Annotated in this window: 18 protein-coding genes; 7 read left to right on the top strand and 11 right to left on the bottom strand. The window is 67.1% G+C overall.

What is annotated here, in order from left to right:
• Positions 1 to 6: 6 nt before the first annotated feature.
• On the top strand, positions 7 to 768 hold the full coding sequence (locus CXY91_RS26285; RefSeq protein WP_100964727.1) for a hydroxyethylthiazole kinase: 762 nt from the start codon (positions 7 to 9) through the stop codon (positions 766 to 768).
• Positions 769 to 770: 2 nt separating this feature from the next.
• On the top strand, positions 771 to 1,439 hold the full coding sequence (gene thiE, locus CXY91_RS26280) for a thiamine phosphate synthase (RefSeq protein WP_100964725.1): 669 nt from the start codon (positions 771 to 773) through the stop codon (positions 1,437 to 1,439).
• Position 1,440: 1 nt separating this feature from the next.
• On the opposite strand, the gene CXY91_RS26275 is transcribed toward thiE, so the two are convergent.
• Both CXY91_RS26275 and CXY91_RS26270 read right to left on the bottom strand, forming a co-directional pair.
• Positions 1,441 to 2,472 (bottom strand): proline racemase family protein, encoded by a 1,032-nt coding sequence (locus CXY91_RS26275; protein ID WP_248307645.1) that lies wholly within the window; start codon positions 2,470 to 2,472, stop codon positions 1,441 to 1,443.
• Positions 2,469 to 3,647 (bottom strand): fumarylacetoacetate hydrolase family protein, encoded by a 1,179-nt coding sequence (locus tag CXY91_RS26270; protein ID WP_100964723.1) that lies wholly within the window; start codon positions 3,645 to 3,647, stop codon positions 2,469 to 2,471. Before CXY91_RS26270 ends, CXY91_RS26275 begins: the two co-directional genes overlap by 4 nt.
• 204 nt (positions 3,648 to 3,851) lie before the next feature.
• Between CXY91_RS26270 and ugpB the strand changes: the two genes are divergently transcribed.
• Genes ugpB through CXY91_RS26245 form a run of 5 tightly spaced genes read left to right on the top strand, consistent with a single transcriptional unit; the run spans position 3,852 to position 8,803 of the window.
• Complete coding sequence (ugpB, locus tag CXY91_RS26265) at positions 3,852 to 5,168, top strand: sn-glycerol-3-phosphate ABC transporter substrate-binding protein UgpB (RefSeq protein ID WP_100964721.1); 1,317 nt, start codon at positions 3,852 to 3,854, stop codon at positions 5,166 to 5,168.
• A 60-nt stretch (positions 5,169 to 5,228) separates the two neighbouring features.
• Positions 5,229 to 6,110: a sn-glycerol-3-phosphate ABC transporter permease UgpA gene (gene ugpA / locus CXY91_RS26260; protein ID WP_091836031.1), complete on the top strand. Its 882-nt coding sequence runs from the start codon at positions 5,229 to 5,231 to the stop codon at positions 6,108 to 6,110.
• Positions 6,110 to 6,868, top strand: coding sequence for a creatininase family protein (locus CXY91_RS26255; RefSeq protein WP_100964718.1), 759 nt, complete (start codon positions 6,110 to 6,112; stop codon positions 6,866 to 6,868). Before ugpA ends, CXY91_RS26255 begins: the two co-directional genes overlap by 1 nt.
• Positions 6,868 to 7,716 carry a sn-glycerol-3-phosphate ABC transporter permease UgpE gene (gene ugpE / locus CXY91_RS26250; protein WP_091834963.1) on the top strand — a complete coding sequence of 283 codons (849 nt, stop codon included), beginning with the start codon at positions 6,868 to 6,870 and terminating at the stop codon, positions 7,714 to 7,716. Before CXY91_RS26255 ends, ugpE begins: the two co-directional genes overlap by 1 nt.
• Positions 7,717 to 7,723: 7 nt before the next feature.
• The gene (locus tag CXY91_RS26245; RefSeq protein ID WP_100964716.1) at positions 7,724 to 8,803 is read left to right on the top strand and encodes a sn-glycerol-3-phosphate import ATP-binding protein UgpC; all 1,080 of its coding nucleotides are present in this window, start codon (positions 7,724 to 7,726) and stop codon (positions 8,801 to 8,803) included.
• Positions 8,804 to 8,993: 190 nt separating this feature from the next.
• Here CXY91_RS26245 and CXY91_RS26240 read toward each other — a convergent pair whose 3' ends face one another.
• The 9 genes from CXY91_RS26240 to CXY91_RS26200 all read right to left on the bottom strand — a co-directional run bounded on the left by CXY91_RS26240 (position 8,994) and on the right by CXY91_RS26200 (position 20,871).
• Positions 8,994 to 9,632, bottom strand: coding sequence for a thioredoxin family protein (locus CXY91_RS26240; protein ID WP_100964714.1), 639 nt, complete (start codon positions 9,630 to 9,632; stop codon positions 8,994 to 8,996).
• A 49-nt stretch (positions 9,633 to 9,681) separates the two neighbouring features.
• Positions 9,682 to 11,784, bottom strand: a complete 2,103-nt coding sequence (locus CXY91_RS26235; protein ID WP_100964753.1) for a protein-disulfide reductase DsbD family protein — start codon at positions 11,782 to 11,784, stop codon at positions 9,682 to 9,684.
• A gap of 128 nt (positions 11,785 to 11,912) precedes the next feature.
• The gene (locus CXY91_RS26230; protein ID WP_100964712.1) at positions 11,913 to 12,194 is read right to left on the bottom strand and encodes a P-loop NTPase family protein; all 282 of its coding nucleotides are present in this window, start codon (positions 12,192 to 12,194) and stop codon (positions 11,913 to 11,915) included.
• A gap of 121 nt (positions 12,195 to 12,315) precedes the next feature.
• Positions 12,316 to 13,350 carry a GSCFA domain-containing protein gene (locus CXY91_RS26225; RefSeq protein WP_158673590.1) on the bottom strand — a complete coding sequence of 345 codons (1,035 nt, stop codon included), beginning with the start codon at positions 13,348 to 13,350 and terminating at the stop codon, positions 12,316 to 12,318.
• Positions 13,351 to 13,492: 142 nt separating this feature from the next.
• Entirely contained in the window at positions 13,493 to 14,953 is a 1,461-nt protein-coding gene (locus tag CXY91_RS26220) for a polysaccharide pyruvyl transferase family protein (RefSeq protein WP_100964708.1), read from the bottom strand.
• Positions 14,950 to 16,149 carry a hypothetical protein gene (locus tag CXY91_RS26215; protein ID WP_100964706.1) on the bottom strand — a complete coding sequence of 400 codons (1,200 nt, stop codon included), beginning with the start codon at positions 16,147 to 16,149 and terminating at the stop codon, positions 14,950 to 14,952. Before CXY91_RS26215 ends, CXY91_RS26220 begins: the two co-directional genes overlap by 4 nt.
• The gene (locus CXY91_RS26210) at positions 16,146 to 17,351 is read right to left on the bottom strand and encodes a polysaccharide pyruvyl transferase family protein (RefSeq protein WP_100964704.1); all 1,206 of its coding nucleotides are present in this window, start codon (positions 17,349 to 17,351) and stop codon (positions 16,146 to 16,148) included. Before CXY91_RS26210 ends, CXY91_RS26215 begins: the two co-directional genes overlap by 4 nt.
• A 32-nt stretch (positions 17,352 to 17,383) precedes the next feature.
• Complete coding sequence (locus CXY91_RS26205; RefSeq protein ID WP_465246894.1) at positions 17,384 to 18,688, bottom strand: glycosyltransferase family 4 protein; 1,305 nt, start codon at positions 18,686 to 18,688, stop codon at positions 17,384 to 17,386.
• A 2-nt stretch (positions 18,689 to 18,690) separates the two neighbouring features.
• On the bottom strand, positions 18,691 to 20,871 hold the full coding sequence (locus tag CXY91_RS26200; protein ID WP_100964700.1) for a glycosyltransferase family 2 protein: 2,181 nt from the start codon (positions 20,869 to 20,871) through the stop codon (positions 18,691 to 18,693).

Here is a 20,871-nt window from a genome sequence, read left to right as displayed (position 1 = left end):
GACAAGATGACGAGCGACACCACCGAGATCGCGCTGGCGCGAACCCTGCAGCCGCAGGAGGTCGCCTCCGTTCTCGCGCGTGTGACGGAGATCCGCCCGCGCGTGCAGTGCCTGACCAACACGGTGGCGCAGAACCTCACCGCCAACATGCTGCTCGCCTTCGGCGCGATCCCCTCGATGGCGATCCATGTCGACGAGGTCGCGGCGATGGCGGAGGGGGCCGGCGCGATCCTGATCAATATCGGCACGATCAACGCGGAGAGCGAGCTCGCCATCCCCAAGCTGCTGAAAGTGGCGCGTGATCATGGGAAGCATGTGGTCTTCGACCCGGTCTTCGTCGAGCTCTCGCCGCTGCGCCGGCACATCGCCGGGCAGGTGCTGCGCCTGCCCGACATCCTGGTGCGCGGCAACGCCACCGAGATGGCGGCGCTCTCCGTCGATCTCGCCGCCGCAAAGGGCGTGACCCGCGTCACCACCGGCAAGGTCGACCGGATCGAGAACGAGTCGGCGAGCTTTTCCGTTGCGCATGGCCATCCGCTGATGACCAGGGTCACCGGCATCGGCTGCGCCGCCGGCGCGCTGATCGCGGCCTGCTGCGCGGTCGAGGCGAACAAGGCGGTCGCGGCGGCGGCGGCCTTGACCGCCTATGGCATTGCCGGCGAAATCGCCGCCGAGCGCTGCCGCGGCCCCGGCAGCTTCGAGGTCGAGCTGATCGACGCGGTCGCGGCGATGGACGCGGCGACATTGGCTGCGCGGATGGGAACCTGACGATGAGCGTCGATATCACCCTCTACGGCATCGTCGATCCGCAGATCGCCAAGGGCCGCTCCATGGCAGACATGGCGCGCGCGGCAGTCGAGGGCGGCGCGACGCTGATCCAGCTGCGCGCCAAGACCGAGACGACGCGCGAAATGGTGCGCGAGGCGCGCGCCATCCGCTCGGCCCTGCACGGCACCAATGTGCCGCTGCTGATCAACGACCGCGTCGACGTCGCGCTCGCGTCCGGCGCCGACGGCGTCCATCTCGGCGCCGACGACATGAAGCTGGTCGACGCTCGCCGCCTGCTCGGCCCGCGCGCGATCATCGGCGCAACGCTGAAGCATGAGAGCGAGCTGCCCGAGCTGGCCTCGGCGAAGATCGACTATGCCTGCATCGGCGGGGTCTTTGCGACCACGCACAAAGACAATGCCGGCGCGGCGCTCGGCGTCGACGGGCTCAAAGCCTTGCGCCAGGCGGCAGCGCGCGTGCTCGGCGCCCTGCCGGTCGGCGCCATCGCCGGCATCACCGCCGCAAATGCCGGCTCGGTGATCGCTGCGGGCGCCGATGGCGTCGCGGTGATCGGCGCGCTCTTCGGCGGCGACGACGTCCGCGAGGCGGCGCGCGACCTCCGGCTCGCGATCGAGACCGCCCTGTCGGAGCGGGGCGCCGCGAGCGCCTGATCTAGCCCACGATTTCCGCGAAGCGCTTCGGCAGGGCAAATCCGTGGCCGAGCGGGTCATCCGCCTCGATGACGAAGCTGCCTTCGCCGGAAAGATGGCCGCGGCCGCCGACCTCGACCGTGACCGCGCCCGCAGCCGGGAAGTCGACCGGGCCGATGACCTTGCCTATGAAGGTGCCGCCGGTGATGCTGCGGATTCGGCGGCTCTGGCCGGCGGGAATCAGCCCCTTGGCATGGTCCAGCGCCATCCGGGCCGTGACGCCGGATCCGGTGGGCGAGCGATCGATCTGGCGCTCGGCGAAGACGCAGAGATTGAAGCTGTCCTCACCCGGCCCGGCCTCGTCGGTGACGATCGTGCCATAGAGGAAGCCGAGATCGGGCTCGGTCGGATGCGTGATCCTGCGGCTCGCCCGGACCTGGTCGGTCAGCGCGCCGGCGGCCGCGACGATCTTCTCCACCGGCGTCTGCATCAGGTCGAGCCCGAAACGCGAGGCCGGCAGGATGCAATAATAGGCGCCGCCATAGGCAATGTCGGTGACGACATCGCCTATGGCGGGCACGGAAACGACGAGGTCGCGGGCCTCGACGAAGGCCGGCACGCTCTCGAAGCTGACGTTACCGACTTTCCAATTGCCTTGGCTGCCCTTGACCTCGCAGGCTAGGCGCACCAGCCCGCAGGGCGCCTCGATGGCGAAACGGGTGACCGGCTCGCTCGCCTCGACCAGGCCCTGCTCGATCGCATAGCGGCCCAGCGCGATGGTCGCGTGGCCGCACATGGTCGAATAGCCCTCGTTATGCGTGAACAGCACGCCGAAAGCCGCGTCCGGATGGCTCGCCGCGACCGGGATGACGCCATACATGCCGTCATGCCCGCGCGGCTCCAGCATCATCGCGCGGCGAAGATGGTCATGTTGCTCGCGCGCCTGCCGGCGCTTGTCGAGGATGCCGGCTCCGGTGAGCGCAGGGTAGCCACTGGTGACGATGCGAACCGGCTCGCCGCAGGTGTGGTAGTCGATATAGCTCAGGCGCGTCACAGCAGCCCGCGCTTCGCCAGGTTGCGCATCAGATGCGAGGCGCCGAAGCGCCAGGGCTCGCATTCGTCGGTGCGGCGCATCCGGTTGACCAGCGCGCCGAGCTCGGGCGCCGAGATCGTGACGACGTCGCCGTATTTGTGGGTGAAGCCGCCGCCCGGCGCATCGCGATCCTTGATCGGCGCGAACATGGTGCCGAGATAGAGCACCGCCCCGTCCGGATACTGGTGGTGCGGGCCGATCATCTGCGCGGCGAGGTCGGCGGGATCGCGGCTGATCCTGGCGATCGAGGACGAGCCTTCCAGCGTGAAGCCGTCCTCGCCCGCGACGGTCAGGCTAACCGTCGTCTTGCGGACATGGTCGAGCGAGAAATCGCCGTCGAAGAAGCGGATGAAGGGCCCGATCGCGGCGGCGGCGTTGTTGTCCTTGGCCTTGCCGAGCAGTAGCGCCGAGCGGCCCTCGACATCGCGCAGGTTGACGTCGTTGCCGAGGCTGGCGCCGACGATGCGTCCGTCGGAGGCGACCACCAGAACGATCTCCGGCTCGGGATTGTTCCAGCTCGAGGCTGGGTGCAGGCCGGCATCGGCGCCGGTGCCGACCGCAGACATCGGCGGCGCCTTGGTGAAGATCTCGGCATCCGGCCCGATGCCGACCTCGAGATACTGGCTCCAGCTGTTCTGGGCGATCAGCACCTCCTTCAGCTTCATTGCCTCCGGGGAGCCGGGCTTGAGCTTTGAAAGGTCGTCGCCGATCAGCTTGCCGATCTCGGTGCGGATCGCGGCAGCCGCTGCGGGATTGCCGCGCGCCTTCTCTTCGATGACGCGCTCCAGCATCGACACGGCGAAGGTAACGCCGGCGGCCTTGACCGCCTGTAGATCGACCGGAGCGAGCAACCAGGGCTTGCCGTCATCGCGGCTGGCGGCCGAGCTGTTGGCGAGGAGATCGGCGAGCGAGCCGAGGCTCTCGCCATCAGCGGCGCGCAGCGCTACTGCCGGATCGGCGGTCTCGCAGAGGTCGCGCATGGTCGGGAAGGTGGCGGTGACGTCGACCACCTCGCTGCCCTGCAGCTTGACAACCGACGGCCCGGCAAGATCCGGGCGCCAGACACGCCCGGCCAGAGCGGCGCGGTCGGCATCGGCCGGCAGGGTGTTGGCGGGCGTGAGCGAGAGCGAGGGCATGGCTGATCCAGCTTGTGTGCAGTGTACAGGACGGGCTGCGAAGAACAGCCGCTTCCACGGGAAATCGCAAGTGCGCGGATGCGCGTCCACAGCGAGGCGGAAATGTCATCGTTTTGTCATTGAACTGTCGCCCCGGCTTCATGCTAGCTTGCGCACCAACGACAAGAACGCCCGCGCATGCCGGGGGCTGAGAGGGAGCTGATCATGACCTTCAAATTCAAGACCCTGACCGCCGTTGGCGCATTCGCGCTGGCCGCCGCTTCGCCGGCTTTGGCGCAGACCGAAATCCAGTGGTGGCACGCCATGACCGGCGCCAACAACGACGTCGTCGTCAAGCTGGCCGAGGAGTTCAACGCCTCGCAGAAGGACTACAAGGTCGTCGTCGCCTATAAGGGTTCTTATCCCGACACGCTGAACGCCGGCATCGCCGCTTTCCGTGCCGGCAATGCCCCGCACATCATGCAGGTCTTCGAAGTCGGCACCGCGACGATGATGTCGGCCAAGGGCGCGATCAAGCCGGTCGCCGACGTGATGAAGGACGCCGGCGAAAAGTTCGATCCCAAGAGCTATCTGCCGGCGATCACCGGCTACTATTCGACGACGAAGGGCGAGATGCTCTCCTTCCCGTTCAACTCGTCCTCGATGGTGATGTGGTACAACAAGGACGCGCTGAAGAAGGCCGGCCTGCCGGAAACGCCGCCGAAGACCTGGCCGGAAGCGTTCGAAGCCGCCAGGAAATTGAAGGCCGCCGGCTGGGACAAGTGCGGCATTTCCACGGCCTGGACGACCTGGGCCAATATCGAGCAGCTCGGCGCCTGGCATAACGTGCCTGTCGGTACCAAGGCCAACGGCTTCGACGGCTTCGACACCGAGTTCCGCATCAACAGCGACCTCTTCGTCAAGCATCTGACCAATCTGGCCAACCTGCAGAAGGAAGGCGTGTTCTCTTATTCCGGCCGTACCAACACCGGCGAGGGCCGCTTCACCTCGGGCGAATGCCCGCTGTTCCTGACCTCCTCGGCCTTCTTCGGCAACGTCAAGGCCAACGCCAAGTTCGACTGGTCGAACGCGCCGATGCCGTATTATCCGGATGTCGCCGGCGCGCCGCAGAATTCGATCATCGGCGGCGCCTCGCTCTGGGTCATGGGCGGCAAGAAGGCCGACGAGTACAAGGGTGTCGCCAAGTTCTTCACCTTCCTCTCGGACGTCGACCGGCAGGTGAAACTGCACACCGAGTCCGGCTATCTGCCGATCACCAAGGCGGCCTATGAGAAGGTCAAGGCGTCGGGCTTCTACAAGCAGAACCCCTATCTCGAGACCCCGCTGCTCGAGCTCAACAACAAGGAGCCGACCGACAACTCGCGCGGCGTCCGCTTCGGCGGCCTGGTCCAGATCCGCGACATCTGGTCGGAGGAGATCGAGGCGGCCCTGAACGGCCAGAAGACGCCGAAGGCGGCGCTCGACGCGGCCAATGAGCGTGGCAACCAGGCGCTGCGCCAGTTCGAGCGCACCGCCAAGTAAGACAAGACTGATCGAAGGCCGGGACGCTTGTCCCGGCCTTCCTTGCCGCCGGGCTGGCCGATGCAGAAATACGCTCACTTCAAGGGGCTGACGATCCCGCTGCTGCTCCTCCTGCCGCAGCTCGCGATCACGGTCGTCTTCTTCTACTGGCCGGCGAGCCAGGCGGTCTGGCAGAGTTTCCTGCTGCAGGATGCCTTCGGCATCTCGACCGAGTTCGTCTGGTTCGAGAACTATCGCGACCTGTTCGCCAAGCCCGAATACTACAAGGCGCTGATCAACACCGGCATCTTCTCGGTCTTCGTCGCGCTGCTCTCGCTCTCGCTGGCGCTGCTCTTCGCGGTGATGGCTGATCGGGCCATCCGCGGCGCCGAGATCTACAAGACCCTGCTGATCTGGCCCTATGCCGTCGCGCCCGCCATTGCCGGCGTGCTCTGGATCTTCATGTTCGATCCTTCCCTCGGCATGCTCGCCCGCGGTCTGCAATCGCTGGGCGTCGCCTGGAATCCGCGCCTCAACGGCAATGACGCGATGACGCTGGTCATCCTCGCTGCGACCTGGAAGCAGATTTCCTACAACTTCCTGTTCTTCCTCGCCGGCCTGCAGTCGATCCCCAAGAGCGTGATCGAGGCGGCGGTGATCGACGGTGCCCGGCCGATGCGGCGCTTCTGGACCATCGTCTTCCCGCTGCTCTCGCCGACGACCTTCTTCCTGCTGGTCGTCAACCTCGTCTACGTCTTCTTCGACACCTTCGGCATCATCGACACGGTCAGCGGCGGCGGCCCCTCGGGCGCGACCGAGACGCTGGTCTACAAGGTCTATTCCGACGGCAAGGGCGGTACCAATCTCGGCGGCTCGGCGGCGCAGTCGGTGATTCTGCTCGCCATGGTCATCGCCATGACCGCCTTCCAGTTCCGCTTCATCGAGCGGAAGGTGAACTACTGATGACCTCGGTGCTCTGGCAGGATCTCACCGCCGAGGAATTGCGCGAGAAGGCGGCGCGCGATGCCGTCGTCGTGCTGCCGGTCGCCTCGATGGAGCAGCATGGCCCGCATCTGCCGGTCGGCGTCGACACCATCCTGTGCAGTGGCGTCTGCAAGCTCGCGGCCGAGCGTGCCGAAGGTGTCGAAGTCGTCGTCGCACCGACGCTGTGGTGCGGCATGGCCGAGCATCACATGGCCTTCGGCGGCACTTTCACCTTCGACATCCCGACCTATCGCGCCGTCCTGCTCGCTCTGCTGAAGAGCCTGGAGCGCCACGGCTTCCACCGCGTCGTCATCGTCAACGGCCATGGCGGCAACATCGCCGCGCTCGGCGCCTTCCTGCCGGACTTTGCCCGCGAGACCTCGCTGTCGATCCGTGCCACCACGTATTTCCTGCTGGCGCAGGAGGCGATGGCGCCCTTCATGGACGATCAGGTCAGCGTGCTGCACGCCTGCGAGGTCGAGACCTCGATGATGATGGTGCTGGCGCCGGAGACAGTCAGGCAGGAACGGCTGCCGGATGCCTACGGCATGCTCGATGCCGACCTGACGGCGCTGACCCGCCCGACCGTCGGCCAGTACAAGCCCTTCCGCGAGATGACGGATACCGGCGTGATCGGCGATGCCCGCAGGGCCACTGCGGCAAAGGGGCAGGCCTTCCTCGACGCTTCGGCGGATGCGCTGGCGAAGCTCCTGAGTGACCGCGGAGGACATGGCTGATGGTCGAGGACCGCCGCCTGGGCGATGCGATCGCCTACATCATCCTGACGATCGGCGTGCTCATCTGCGCCTTTCCGGTCTGGCTGACCTTCGTTGCCTCGACCTGGGACAACGCCACCATCATCAACGGGCAGTTGCCGCTCTATCCGGGCCCGCATTTCTTCGAGAACTACTACCGCATCCTCTTCGTCGGCACCTCGGGCTCGACCCGCGAGCCGGTGGCGAGCATGATGTTCAACTCCTTCGTGATGGCGATGACGATCGCGCTGGGCAAGATCTTTATCTCGGTGCTCTCGGCCTACGCCATTGTCTATTACCGCTTCCCGTTCCGGATGGCGGCGTTCTGGATCATCTTCGTCACCCTGATGCTCCCGGTCGAGGTCCGCATCTTCCCGACCTTCAAGGTCGTCTCCGATCTCGGCATGCTCGACAGCTATCAGGGCCTGGCCGTGCCGCTGATCGCCTCGGCGACGGGCACATTGCTGTTCCGGCAGTTCTTCATGACCATCCCCGACGAGTTGCTCGAGGCCTCGAAGATCGACGGCGCCGGCCCATTCAAGTTCTTCAAGGACACGGTGCTGCCGCTCTCGCTGACGACGATCGCGGCGCTGTTCGTCATCCAGTTCATCTATGGCTGGAACCAGTATCTCTGGCCGCTGCTGATCACGACCAAGGACTCGATGCAGACCATCGTGATCGGCATCCGCAAGATGATCACCACCTCCGACGCCCTGACCGAATGGCAGCTCGCCATGGCCACCGCCATGCTCGCCATGCTGCCCCCGGTCCTCGTCGTCATCGCCATGCAGAGGCTCTTCGTGAAGGGCCTCGTCGAGACAGAGAAGTAGCCCGCCAATGGCTCAGGTCACGCTCAACAACGTCAAGAAGATCTATGCCGGCGGCGTCGAGGCGGTGAAGGGCGTCTCCTTCGACATCCCCGATGGCGGCTTCTGCGTCCTGGTCGGTCCCTCCGGCTGCGGCAAGTCGACCTTGCTGCGCATGGTCGCCGGGCTGGAGACGATCTCGGCCGGCGAGGTCGCGATCGGCAGCCGCGTCGTCAACCAGATCGAGCCGGCCGACCGCGACATCGCCATGGTCTTCCAGAACTACGCGCTCTATCCGCATATGAGCGTCTACGACAACATGGCCTATGGCCTGCGCAATCGCGGCACGCCCAAGGACGAGGTCGAGAAGCGCGTCGCCGAGGCCGCGCGCATCCTCGCCATCGAGCCCTTCCTGCAGCGCCGCCCGCGCCAGCTCTCCGGCGGCCAGCGCCAGCGCGTCGCCATGGGCCGCGCCATCGTGCGCAAGCCGCAGGTCTTCCTGTTCGACGAGCCGCTCTCCAATCTCGACGCCAAACTGCGCGTGCAGATGCGCGTCGAGATCAAGAAGCTGCAGCGCGCGCTCGGCGTCACCGCGATCTACGTCACCCACGACCAGGTCGAGGCGATGACGCTCTCCGACAAGCTGGTGGTGATGAATGGTGGCCAGGTCGAGCAGATCGGCGTGCCGGCCGAGGTCTATCGCAAGCCGGCGAGCCGTTTCGTCGCCACCTTCATCGGCTCGCCGCCGATGAACCTGCTGCCGGCCAAGGTCGACGGGCACGGCATCATCGCGCTCGGCGATGCCCTGCTGCAGGCGCGCGATCTGCGCGAGGACCTGGCCGTCGGCACGGCTGTCGAGGTCGGCTTGCGGCCCGAGGACATCGAGATCGCTTCGGAGGGGGCTGCCGGCTCGCTGCCCTTCGACGTCGAGTTCATCGAGGAGCTCGGCGCGACCCAGCTGTTCCATGGCCAGCTTGCGGGCAAGCCCTTCGTCATGCAGGCGGCGACCGGCGAGGTTACGGCGCAGCCCGGGCGGCTCTGGATCTCGGTCGATCCCGACAAGGTCCACGTCTTCGATGCCGAAAGCGGGGTTCGGCTGGGGAAGGTTTGAGCGCGGGAGCCGTAACGTAGAACCCCTCTCCCGGATGGGAGAGGGCAGGGGTGAGGGACCGCCGCTGATAACTGGGGTGCTACGGCGCCCCTGCGACGTCGATCGGTTAGGGCAGGCTCTCATCCATGCCCTTCTCCCACACGGGAGAAGGGTTCCCAGCGCCCCTTTTTGGCTGTCTTCGTGAGACGATTCAGCTCACCGGTGCGTATTTCACCAAGCAGCCATAGGCCTTGGTCGCCGGCTCCGAGACCGCCTTGCCGGCCTTGAGCTCGGCCACCGCCTGGCGGACATAGCTCTTGGCGCCGTCGAGGCTGGAGGCGCTCGACGAGGGCTTGTCGTCGATCGCTCCGGCATAGGCGAGCGTCCCCTTGGGATCGATGATGTACATGTGCGGCGTCGTCTGGGCGCCATAGGCGCGGGCGAGCTGGCTCTTCGGGTCGAGCAGGATCGAGGCGGGGGCGGCGTCGCGCGTCTTCGTGAGTTCCTTGGCCTTGGCCGCGTCGACGTGACCCTGCTCGCCGGCGGGCGAGGAAATCACCGAGAGCCAGACGATGCCGTCCTTGGCCATGTCCTTCTGCAGCGTCTGCATCGTCGCGCTGTTGTAGTGCTTCCGGACATAGGGGCAGTCATGGTTGGTCCATTCGAGGATCACCGTCTTGCCGGCATAGTCCGACAGCTTCTGCAGCTTGCCGTCGACATCGACGACCGAGAAGTCGGGCGCCTTGGCACCGGGTTTCGCCGCGCTCTGGGCGAAGGCGGCGCCGGAGGCGAGCGTCAGTGCGGTGGCGGCGAGGCCGGCGAGGAAAAGCTGTCTGGTCACGTCTGTCATGTCTGTCTCCATTCTTCGGTGGCAGAGGGTTGGCGTGGGCAGTGCTCTGTTATCGTGCGGTGGCGGTCTTCACCTCTTTGCCGGCGGCGCGCTGGGCGGCGCTGACCACGGTCTCGGGCGTCAGCAATTGCGGCAGCACCTCGGCCTGCGCGCCCTTCGTTCCCGGGTAGAACAGATAGAGCGGCACGCCGGCGCGCCCGTACTCCGTCAGTGTCGCGGCGATCGTCGCGTCACGATTGGTCCAGTCGGCCTTGAGATAGGCGACACCGAGCTTGGCGAAGGCGTCCTTCACCTCCTGCCGCGACAGCGCCACCCGGTCATTGGCAAGGCAGGTGATGCACCAGGCGGCGGTGAAGTTGACGAAGACCGGCTTGCCTTGCGCCTGCAGGTCCGCGACCCGCGCCGGCGACCAGACTCCGGGGCCGTCGGTACCAGCCTGGACTGTCGGCTGGGCCGAAGGCGTCGCGCTCTCGATGACGAAGGCCGAGGTCGCGCCGACGAGCAGGACGGCCACCGCAGCCGCGACCGCGCGCAAGGCCCGGCCACTGCCGCGGGTGACGCCGACCAGCCAGAGCGCGAAGCCGGCGATCAGGATCGCGACGAGCGCGGCGAGCGCGCCGTCGGCACCGGCCTGCATGGTCGCGACCCAGGTGAGCCAGATCGCGGTGGCGAACATCGGGAAGGCGAAGGCCTGCTTCAGCACGATCATCCAGCGGCCCGGCTTGGGCAGCAGCCGCAGCAGCCCGGGCGCGAAGGAGAGGGCGACGACGGGCGCGGCGAAGCCGAGCGCCAGCGCCATGAAGATCGACAGCGCCGCGGCCGGCGGCTGCGTCAGCGCATAGCCCATCGCCGCGCCCATGAAGGGGGCGGTGCAGGGCGTCGCTACGACGACGGCAAGCGCGCCGGTCATGAAGGCGCCGACCGGGCCGCTGCGGCTGGCGAGCCCGTCGCCGACACCCTGCAGCCTGCCGCCGATCTCGAAGGCGCCGATCAGGTTGAAACCGATCAGCGTCATCAGCACGGCGAGCAGGATGACGAGCGGCGGCGATTGCAGCTGGAAGCCCCAGCCGGCGCCGAGCGCGATCACGGCCGAGGCCAGCAGCAAGAAGGTCGCGAGCACGCCGGCGAGGAAGAGCAGCCCCTGCCGGCGGACCTCGCCGCGGCTCGCCTGCGCCACCTGGGCAAAGCCGAGCGCCTTGATGAACAGCACCGGCAGCACGCAGGGCATCAGATTGAGGATCAGGCCGCCGGCAAAGGCGAAGGCCAGCGCCAGAAGGAGTGTCAGGTCTTCGGCCGGAGGCGGCGGCAGCACGACCTTCGCCGGCGCTTGCGCCGGCGCCGCCGCAGCCTGCAACAAGGCTGGCTCGACCTCGGCATTCAGCGCGAGAGCGCGCTTCACGCCGCTGTCCTCGAAGGTGACAACGCCATCGGTCGTCGGCGTGCCGATCTTGAAGGCGGTCGAGCGGGTGAGGGTAAGCGCGCCGTTGGCGAGCGGCTGCTCGGCCGCATGCTCGATCAGCGTATCGAGGACCGGAAAGAAGCGGACATCGCTGGCGCCGGCGGGCAGGCCGGGCAGGGTGAGTGCAAGCTTGTCTTCGCCCTGCGCCGTCAGCTTGGCGGGGAATCCAGCCGGTTTCGGCAGGGCGGCGCGGGCCTGATCGATCCGCGCTTCCGCCGCGGTGTCGACAATGCCGGCCGGCGCGATCGGCAAGTCGAGCGTGAAGGCGCCTTCTTCGGGAATGCAGATCTTCTCGCAAACCAGCCAGGTCGCCTTGGCCGAGAGCGTCAGTGTCTCACCCGGCTTGGCGTTGGCCGGGACCGAGATCTCGACCGGCAGCAGGACATCGTTCTCGAATCCGAAATTGACGAGCGGCTCGACCCGGATCGCCTTGGGCGCCGGCCACTGGATCGCGCTGGCGTTCACGCCTTCCGGCAGCGTCCATTCGAGCCGCGTCGCCTCGCCGGAATCGCCGGGGTTCTGCCAGTAGCTGTGCCAGCCCGGCGCAAGTTTCTGAGTGAGGGCGACCTGGAAGCGTTCGCCCGGCGCGACGGCATCGCGGCTCGACAGCAGCGTCGCGGTGACGCGCGCCGAGGTCACGGGCGTTGATTCGGCGGCGATCACAGGCACAGGCGCGAGCAGAGCCAGCGCCATGGAGGCGCGCTGCAAAAGCCGGAAAGCGGTCCGGCGCGGGAGGCTCGTCGCGATCATCCCGATCAGATGCCCGCTTATGCCGCGAAAAGCCAATGACAAGCGGGTGAGGGCGGCGCGAGGTCGCAGGGTCAGGTGGTGCGCCCGACCTCGCGCGCAACATCCGAGAAGGGACGCATGCCGCTGTCGGGCCGGGTCGCGATCGAGAGGAAGCGGGCGGCGAAGGCGAGCGAGTCGCGCTGGCTCGGGCTGAGCTGGTCGCACCGTTGTCGGTCGCCGAGCCCGGTCTGCTCGGCCTGCGCCAGTGCGGCCTTGAGCTCGGCTTCGCTCAGGGCGCCGGAATTGACCAGCGAGCGCAGCACGGCGGTGAAGGCCAGCAGCATGCCTTCGAGCTGGAGATTGGCGACGTTCATCTCGTCCTCCCGATTCTGATCGGGCGGTCGGACGGCCACCGGACAAGCCTGCGCCGGGGGCCGTTCGTCGGCGCCCGGCGCATCTTGGCATGGCAGGCCGCTCGGGGCGACCGGCTTATGGTCAGGCCGCCTGCGGCTGCTCGACCGGCGGCAGATAGGCGCCCTGGAAGGTCGTCATCACATGCGCCACCATTTCGCGGGCGATGTGCAGCTGGTCGTCCTCGAAAGCAATCGCCCGCGGTGAATTCAGCACGATCTCGTAGCTCGGGAAGTAGTCGATATAGTCGAAGCGCCGGAACAACTCCTCGGCGACGGCCCGCAGCAACGATTTCGAGGCGCTGTTGGCGACGATCACGTCGGCGTCCTTGAAGGTCGCGCCGAACGGCACCGGCGAGACGGTGACGACGAAGCGCATCTCCGGATTACAGTGCTCGCGGATCAGACCGATGATGTCGAGCATGTCGGCCAATGTCGCATCATAGCCGTAGTCGACGAAGCGGAAGCGCTCCGGCATGCGTTGCAGCCAGCTCGGCCCGGGATGGGCGTTCATCGCGATGCCCGTCTGCGCATCGAGCCAGGTCTCGGTCAGGCCGAGCGTGAAGAAGCAGATCTTGGCCTGCTTGATCGTCGCCGTCGCCTCCGTGAGGCGTTTGCGATTGGCGAAGGCGGTCTCGCGGTCGAGCAGCCTGAGGCCGCTGGCATGCGGGTCGAACCATTGTCCTGGCGCAAGCTCGATCAGCCCGTCATCGGGGTAGCTCTCGCCGCGCAGCACGCGCTTGAGCTCATGCGTCATCGAGCGGACCGAGTACTTGTTGAGCGCCCCGCGGCTGAGCTGGCCGCGATCGGCGCCGCCGCCGCGGCCGGTCGCCTCGTCCCAGCTCTCGAAATGCTCGGCCGGCACGCCGTGGCCGCGCAGCAGCAGGGGCAGGCCGCGCGTCATCAGGATGTTCTCGACTTCGCGCGCGAAGCAGGAGCCCATGGTGAAGATCGGCCAGTCCGGGTCGATCTTGAATTTCGGCTTGTGCTGGACGGCGAGGTAGTTGCCGGTGGTCAGCCGCTCTTTGGCCATCTTCTCGGGCTTGCCCGAGGTCCAGCCGCGCACTGGATTGCCGCGCATGATGGTAAGGGCCGTGCCGGCATCGTATTCGATCTTCATCGATCGTCTCCTGGTTCGTGCAAACCTCTCGGCTCGACGCTGCGGACTTCGGTCAGTCTCGTAAGCACCGGGCGTTTGCAGATGGCCCGGTGACCTCCGGGCGTTTCCTCCGACCGGCGCGATCTGTGCCGCGCCGTATCTCTCACATGCGATGGGGAATGCCGTTGTGGTCGAGGAAGCCGCGCATCCGGTCGTAGGAAGCGGCATAGCTCTTCGCGAGATTGTTGAGCGCCGCCTCCTGGTAGACGGCGCGCCAGCCGCCCTCGGCCAGCGCCGCTTCCGGCACGACCGGGATCTTCAGCGTCTCGGCCAGCTCCTGGCTGCGCGTGTCATAGGCGACGAGGACGCCGGGCACGCCCTGTGCCACCGCCGGCAGAACGCCGTGGACGCGGTAGCCGACGGCGAGGTCGATCGACCTGGCGAACTCGTCATAGCGCTCGACGTCGAAGAAGGAGAACAGCTGCTTCTCGTAGATGCGCCGCATGGCGGTATCGTCCGGGCCGTCCCACCACTTGGTCCTGACGAATTCGGCGACGGCCTTGTCCTTCGCCGCGGCGTCGCGCAGGAAGAACGCCTTCTCCTCCTGCTCGCCATGCGAGGACATCACCATCTCGCTCTGGCTGTCGACCTTGAGCAGCGCGGCCTTCTGGTTGCGCAGATAGGCCTCCGGGTCGGCGGTGTAGCTCTTGTCGGCCTCGCGGCGCAGGCTGAAGGCGACCTTGCGGATTTCGCGCTGGTCGGGGATGCGTATCTTCAGGTCGCGATTGCGGGTCCGGAAGATCGAGGGGCAGCCCACGACCTCGACATTCTTGATGCCGTTCTGGCGCAGGGTTTCGGCGCTGAAGGCGCCGCGCACGCCGATCGAGGCGCAGCGCTCGGAGACGATCGACCAGAAGCGGCGGGACGGTTCGGGCAGCTCGATCCTGCGGTTCTGGCTCGCCTGGGCGCCGACGCCGATGGCGTAGACCGGCAGCTTGACCCGCTCCAGCACCTCGACGGCGCGGAACCATTCCATGTTCTCGTGGATGAAATTCGAGCCGCGCACGAAGACGAAGTCGAACTCGCTGGCATAGCGCTCGATGTCGGCCTCGGTCGGGGACATGATCTTCATCGGCTCCAGATGCGCATAACGCAGGAGCTTCAGCGTCGAATCGTAGACGATCATGTCGCCGATGTTGAAATAGTCGCTGAGCAGCTTCTCCATCGGCGCGCGGTACCAGCGCACCTTGTCGTGCTCATGCACCTCGCCGGCCGGATAAATCACCAGCGCGCGCAGTTTCGTCTCGGTCGCGATCGGGCGCAGGTTCGAGCCAGGGGCGAGCGTGCCCGTGGCCGCGTCGGCGATCGCGATCGAGTGCGGGCGTCCATTGGGCATAGCTGGCAGCGGGATCGTCAGCTCGGCGACATCGGCCTCAGCCGTAACGATCGCGCCGGGGTGGATGGTGGCGTAGTCCTGCCCGTCGAGCAGCAGCTTGAGCGCCGGCCAGCTCCGGTCGGGCCGGCGCCCGATGGCGACGACGACCTCGCCGGTGGTGGCGCGCAGGATCTTGATGGCGTTCTCGGCGGAGACCACGGAGCCGAGATTGAGCACGGGCGCGTTCATGACCCCTCCTTGACGAACTGAACCTTGAGACGGACCAGATCCCGGTCGGGACCGAGCTTGCAGTCGGCGACCTTCATCCTGGTCATGAAGAGATAGGCCTCGTCGCCGGTCGTCTCGAAATTGCGCGAGCGCGAGGCGGGGTCGGCGAGGGCGCCATAGCCGTAGCGCAGCCGGTCGCTGCAGTTCTTGCTCCACATCGTCGGCTGCACCATCAGGGTCTGCAGCGGCGACCAGCGGATCAGGTCGTCGGACCAGCTATAGGCGAGCCGCCCGCCGGCGATGTTCTGGCTGGGGTCGGGGCCGAGATGCAGCAGGGCGAGCCACTTCCCGCTCGGCTCGTGCCGGGTCAGCGATCCCACATTGGTCGGCAGCGGCTTGAGCGTCTGGCAGGGCCGCGCCTGGCTGAGATCGTCGCGATAGGGATCGACGGCGCGGATGGTGAAGTCCTGCCCGTCATAGGCGCGCCAGGAGGTCGGGTCCTTGATGTCGGTCGAGCGGAACAGGCAGACGCCGTTCTTCTGGCCTTCGCCGCCGGTCGTCATGATCAGCGCATACCACGCGCCGTCCTTCTGGACGATGTTGGAGGGATTGAAGAAGCCGCGATGCCGGCCCTGGCCGACCTCCTGGGGAAAGCCCGGCGCCGCCACCAGCGGGCGCGGCTCGTCGGTCTTGAAGCTGAGGCCACCATCGCTGGAATGGGCGGCGGTGACGACATTGTACCAGCAGCTCATCGCATCCTTGAAGCGGCAGGCGCCGGGATGCTTGTCGGCATGGTACTCGGCATGGACCAGCGCCTCGACAGTGCGGCCATCGCCGGTCCAGGTCGCGGCGATCCAGCTCTTGTCGCTGAACTGGCTGGGGTCGGCGCTGCTCTTCGCCTCGAAGGAGACGGCGCAGCTCTTGCGGATCGCGCCGAGATTGCCGCCGATCAGCGGCCGGCTGCGATAATGGCTGGCGAAGGCGACGACCTCGCCCTTGCCATTTCGGAAGGCCCGCAGCGGCGCGTCCGGCAGGTCCCATTCCTCGCAGCGCTCGCGTGCCCAGGAAACGACCGTCTCCTCCTTCGCGTCGGGCGCGATCTCCAGCCGGTAGCCAGCCCCCTTTGGAGCTGGCGCCTGCGCGAAACCGGCGACCGGAATTCCGATCGCCAGCAGGGCCGCCGGCAGCCAGGCAAAGGCGCTGCGAAGCGTCCTCATGCCACCTTCCTTTCCGGCTCGGGAGCCGGCGGCGCGGACGCGGCAGCGGCCGCGGGTCTGACCATCTTGTGGTCGACCTTGTTCTCGCTGAGGAAGGCGCTCATCGCGCCATAGGTCCGGGCATAGGCCGCGTTGAAGCGGTCGAAGAGCGTCTGGTCCCAGTACTCTTCCAGCCTGAACGGCTTGTCGCCGAAGACGTCGACGCTCGGGATCTGGAAGGTCTCGGCGAACTCGACGGTGCGGCTGTCATAGGTGAAGTAGATCGAGGGCGTGCCGTTCGCGAGCGCCATCAGATTGCCGTGCAGCCGGTAGCCGAGCACGAGATCGAGCTTGCGTACGAGTTGTTCGTAGCCTGCGACGACGTCGGAATAGAACATCCGGTCGCGATAGAGCGCTTCCATCTGCTCATCGAGATACCATTGGGTCGCCCAGCCGTTCTCGCGCAGGGCGGCCATGCCCTCCAGCTTCTGCTCGGGCGTGCCCAGAGCGAGCTTCTTCTCCTCGACCTCGCCCTGCGACATCAGCGTGACCTCGAAGCGATCCGCCATCGCCTTCACCAGGTCGCGGTGAAAGGTCAGGTAGCGCTTGATGTCCTTGGCGTAGTGCTTGGAGACCTCGCGGCGCAGGGTGACGCCGACCTGCTTCACCGAGTCGAGCGCCGGCAGGCGGATGGCGAGGTCGGGCCGGTTGTTGCGGAAGGCGGTCGGGCAGCCGATGATACGAACGTTCTTGATGCCAAGCTCGTTCATCACCTCGGCCGAATAGGTGCCGCGCACGCCGACTGAGGCGGTCGAATCCGAAATCAGCTTGAGGACGGTCTTGCTGTCCTCGCTGAGTTCGAGCTTGCCGCTGACCGGCGCCTGCGCGCCGATGCCGAAGGCGAGCACCGGCAATTTCAGCCGGCGCAGCACCTCGGCGGTGCGGCTCCAGTTCATCCCGGCGTGGACGTAGTTCGAGCCGCGCAGGAAGACATAGTCGAACTCGGCGTTGAAGCGGTCGATCCGGGCCGGATCGATGCTGGTGATCGGCAATTCCTCGAGCGTCTCGAAGTTGAGCAGCTTCAGCGAGGAATCGAAGACGAAGGCGTCGCCAATATTGTGATAGTGATTGATGTGGCTCTGCAGGTCGGCGTGCCGGTACCAGCGGACATTGTCGTGGTCGTAGACTTCGCCCGAAGGGCTGATCACGAGGATGCGGGCCATGGTTGCGTTCTCCCTTCTTGTCTGCGCGCAGCTCACGCGATCATCGGCGTGGCGTCGCGATTGGCCGGAGCCGGCACGCCCCGCTCGGCGATCAGGCGCTGGTAGAGCGCCAGATGCTGATCGGCGCAGTCGACATGGCTGAGCGGCTTCTTGATGCCTGCACGCAGGCGCTCCCATAGCCCGGGCTCGCTCAGCGCTCGGGTCATGCAGTCGACGAGGTCCTCCGGGCTGCCCGAGCGGAAATGCAGCCCGTCGACCTCGTCGGTGATCTTCTCGGCCATGCCGCCGAGATTGCTGGAGAGGATCGGGCGGCCGTGGAAGAAGGCCTCCTGGATAACGATCGGCGAGTTCTCCCACCAGACCGAGGGCATCACCACCCAGTCGACCGAGCGCATCAGGTTCGGCATCTCGTGGTTCTGGAAGGCGCCGCAGAAGCGCACGCGCCGCCCGGCCGCCTCGACCAGATCGGCGAACTTCTTCTTGTAGGCCTCCGGTTGCCTGTCGAGGTTGCCGCCATAGACGAGCAGCACGCCGTCCTCGCCCCAGACCGAATCCGGGATGCGGGTGACGGCGTCGAGCAGCACGTCGGCGCCCTTGTAGGGGGTGAGCTGGCCGAAATAGGCAAAGCGCGAGCGCCGGCTTTCGGCCTCCGGCAATGGCCGTGGCGGCGCAACCTCGGCGACGTCGATGCCGTTCTCGATCACCGAGAAGCGATCGGCCGAAAGTCCCCATTGCTGGTAGCGCTCGGCGAGGAAGCGGCTCGGCGAGACGAAATGGTCGGCTAGGTTGAGGATGCCCTTGATGAAGGTCTCGCGCGCCAGGAAGCGTGCGGGAGAGATGTCCGGGAAGCAGGCGTTGCAGTCGCTCGGCGAAGCCCGGTAGCAGAGCTTGAAGGCGCCGGTCTTCACCATCTGCCCGTGATGGTGGCAGATCGAGAGATATTCGTGGAAGGTCACGACGATCAGCGCGTCCGGCAGCGTGTCGCGCACGGCGAAGATGCATTCGAGCCCGAGCCCGATGAAATGGTGGAAGTGCACCACGTCGGGCTTGAGGTCGCGCAGCACGCGAACGAAGTCGCGCTCGATCTCGTCGGTGGCGCGGTTCGACAGCAGGAAGTGGTCGTACTCCTCGGCATAATAGAGCAGTTCGCCGCCGCGCTGGCGCAGGCTCATCAGCGCCGTGCCGCCATGGCGCGGTGTCGGTGCGCCGACCCGGGCGAGATAGTGCGTGTCGAGCTCGGCCTTGGCCTGGAAGCCCTTGTGCAGGTTGTAGGAGGCGATTTCGGCGCCGCCGAGCGAGAAGGAAGGGTGGCCGTGCGAGACGACGAGGATACGCATGCTCATCCTCTCATGTTGGAAATGGCCAGCGCCCAGCGCCGGTCGAAACTGGTACGGTCGGCGAGATTGATAAGCGCGCCGACATGCGGCCGGGTCTCGGCGTCCTCGACGACATAGATCTCGACCTCTGGCACCCAGAGCGACGGCACGCCGTTCATCCTGAGCTTCAGGCAGAGATCGAGGCCCTTCTCGCTGGGCGTGAAGTAGCTGCGCGAGAAGCCGTCAGCCTCGAGGAAGGCGTTGCGCGACATCACGCAGCATTCGGTTGCGCCGGCGGCGACCTCCATCGGCCCGAGGCTGCCGATCGCATCGAGCGGATAGCCGACGAAGCGGTTGTAGACGCGCCGGTTGGCGCCTTCGCCTTCGAGCCAGGCGCCGGCCCAGCGGATCGAATTGTCCTCGAACAGCAGGGTCGGGCTGGCGACGCAGTGCCCGCCTCGGCCGCGATAGGCGCGCTCCAGGCGTCCGAGCCAGCCCGGCATCCGGATCTGGGCCGCGCCGGAGAGGAGCGCCACCGTCTGGAAGCGGCAGGCGCGCACGCCCGCCTCCAGCGCATCGCAGCTGTCCTCGACGCCTTCGACCAGCACGAGCCGGACCTGGAGTCCGTAGAACTTCGCCAGCCGGCGCGCCTCCGCTCCAAGCCGGTCGAAGCTTTCACCGGGAGCGGCGACGACGATCGGCAGTGGCCTGATCTCTGGATCGATCGCGAGCAGGGCGAACAGGCTGGAGAGCTCGCGCTGGCGCTGGTCGAGGCCGATCACCAGGCCGAGCGCCGCATCGGCGTTGAAGCGGCCGATATCGTGCGTCTCGATCGCCTTGGGCGGGGCGATCTCGGCGGCCTGCAAGGCGGGCGCGATCTGCCTTTCGACCACGGCGGCCGCGGTCGAGGAGCGCGGGTCGAGCAGGCCGAAGACCCGCTCCAGCGCGCGCCGGGGCGGATTGCGTCCGGGCGAAAGCGGCAGGAAGGCCGGCCCGTGACCCTCGACCTCGAATTCGAGATAGAGCGGCTGGCCGGGCTCCGGCAGCAGCTTCGGCGCAAAGACGATGAAGCCGTGGCTGTTGCGCCGGCTCGCCATGGCCGGGCCGAAGCGCGGATCCTCGGCGAAGGCGGCGGTGACGTCCGGCCGTGCGGCGCGCGTCCAGAGTTTGTCGACGACGCAGGACTGGCTGCCGCTGCGCAGCGTGACAGTGCCGGTGAGGCGGTCCGGGTCGAAGAGCCAGCCGATGACGAGGACTCCACTGCCCTCGACGATGGTGGCGTCGTCGATGCCGGCGCGCACCGGCTGCTCCAGGAAGGAGATGGTGTCGCGCCCGTCGAAGCGTTGCGAGGCCTGCTTCAGCTTCTCGGCGGTCGCCGGCGGCGCCATGCCGCGCTGCAGCCCGTCGCGCAGATGGCCGGGCACGGTGATCTGCTCGAGCAGGACGTGGCGGTCATAGACCTCGAGCGCGCGCCAGCCGTCATTGGCGCGGAAGAACAGTCGCTCGATCTCGCTGGGATGGCGGATCGCGCACTCTTCCAGCAGGCCGAAGAAGCCACAGGCGCCTTCGCCGAGATCGTCGCGCTGGAAGGTTCCCGCTTCCAGCACGGCCGGCGAGAGCCCGCCATGCGCGATCAGCAGCTTGGTGCGCCCGGCGGCGAAATTCGAGGTCCAGCCCTGCAGGAAGATGCCCTCGTCGAGCGGACCCATCACCTCGACGAAACCGCCGGGCTTGGCGACCGATTGCAGCAGCATGCCGACGGCGCGCAGGCGGCGCGGATTCGACTTGCCGGCGAGCAGCACTTCGAGGAGGCCGTCGACGACGGTTGGGAAGGACTGCCCGGCCTCGTCGGCGAGCGCCGCCAGGAAGGCCTGCAGCGGCATCGGCTTCGGCGCCAGGATCAGCCGCAAGGGTCGGCCGGGCCGGCCGAGCAGGATCGCGCCGGAGCCGGCACGATCGGGCGACGGAGCGGGGGCGAGGCAGAGGAAGCCGGTGGCGTGCGCGGCGTCGGCCTGTGGCCGGCGCCAGGTCAGCGCCATCGTCTCGACTCGGTTGCGCGGGTTGCCGTCGACCGCGACCGGCACCTTGCCGGGCAGCGCATCGCAGGCGCTCATCACCAGGATCGCGTTCTCGCCGAGCGGAGTCCAGGCGACGGTCGGCGCCGGGCTGATCATGGTCCGCTCGGGGATGATGACCTCGTTCAT

This window comes from Allobosea sp. FBZP-16 (genome assembly GCF_002831785.1).
GTDB classification, from domain to species: domain Bacteria; phylum Pseudomonadota; class Alphaproteobacteria; order Rhizobiales; family Beijerinckiaceae; genus Allobosea; species Allobosea lupini.
The sequence above is the reverse complement of the archived record's forward strand: the minus strand, read 5'-3'. Positions and strand labels throughout refer to the sequence as shown.

What these genes read in the sequence shown, in the direction of transcription:
- CXY91_RS26245 (WP_100964716.1), top strand. Translation starts at nt 7,724, where the DNA reads ATGGCTCAGGTCACGCTCAACAACGTCAAGAAGATCTATGCCGGCGGC.
- ugpE (WP_091834963.1), top strand. Translation starts at nt 6,868, where the DNA reads ATGGTCGAGGACCGCCGCCTGGGCGATGCGATCGCCTACATCATCCTG.
- CXY91_RS26255 (WP_100964718.1), top strand. Translation starts at nt 6,110, where the DNA reads ATGACCTCGGTGCTCTGGCAGGATCTCACCGCCGAGGAATTGCGCGAG.
- CXY91_RS26285 (WP_100964727.1), top strand. Translation starts at nt 7, where the DNA reads ATGACGAGCGACACCACCGAGATCGCGCTGGCGCGAACCCTGCAGCCG.
- CXY91_RS26220 (WP_100964708.1), bottom strand. Translation starts at nt 14,953, where the DNA reads ATGAACGCGCCCGTGCTCAATCTCGGCTCCGTGGTCTCCGCCGAGAAC.
- ugpB (WP_100964721.1), top strand. Translation starts at nt 3,852, where the DNA reads ATGACCTTCAAATTCAAGACCCTGACCGCCGTTGGCGCATTCGCGCTG.
- CXY91_RS26205 (WP_465246894.1), bottom strand. Translation starts at nt 18,688, where the DNA reads ATGCGTATCCTCGTCGTCTCGCACGGCCACCCTTCCTTCTCGCTCGGC.
- CXY91_RS26200 (WP_100964700.1), bottom strand. Translation starts at nt 20,871, where the DNA reads ATGAACGAGGTCATCATCCCCGAGCGGACCATGATCAGCCCGGCGCCG.
- CXY91_RS26235 (WP_100964753.1), bottom strand. Translation starts at nt 11,784, where the DNA reads ATGGCGCTGGCTCTGCTCGCGCCTGTGCCTGTGATCGCCGCCGAATCA.
- CXY91_RS26240 (WP_100964714.1), bottom strand. Translation starts at nt 9,632, where the DNA reads ATGACAGACGTGACCAGACAGCTTTTCCTCGCCGGCCTCGCCGCCACC.
- thiE (WP_100964725.1), top strand. Translation starts at nt 771, where the DNA reads ATGAGCGTCGATATCACCCTCTACGGCATCGTCGATCCGCAGATCGCC.
- CXY91_RS26230 (WP_100964712.1), bottom strand. Translation starts at nt 12,194, where the DNA reads ATGAACGTCGCCAATCTCCAGCTCGAAGGCATGCTGCTGGCCTTCACC.
- CXY91_RS26225 (WP_158673590.1), bottom strand. Translation starts at nt 13,350, where the DNA reads ATGAAGATCGAATACGATGCCGGCACGGCCCTTACCATCATGCGCGGC.
- CXY91_RS26270 (WP_100964723.1), bottom strand. Translation starts at nt 3,647, where the DNA reads ATGCCCTCGCTCTCGCTCACGCCCGCCAACACCCTGCCGGCCGATGCC.
- CXY91_RS26210 (WP_100964704.1), bottom strand. Translation starts at nt 17,351, where the DNA reads ATGGCCCGCATCCTCGTGATCAGCCCTTCGGGCGAAGTCTACGACCAC.
- CXY91_RS26215 (WP_100964706.1), bottom strand. Translation starts at nt 16,149, where the DNA reads ATGAGGACGCTTCGCAGCGCCTTTGCCTGGCTGCCGGCGGCCCTGCTG.
- ugpA (WP_091836031.1), top strand. Translation starts at nt 5,229, where the DNA reads ATGCAGAAATACGCTCACTTCAAGGGGCTGACGATCCCGCTGCTGCTC.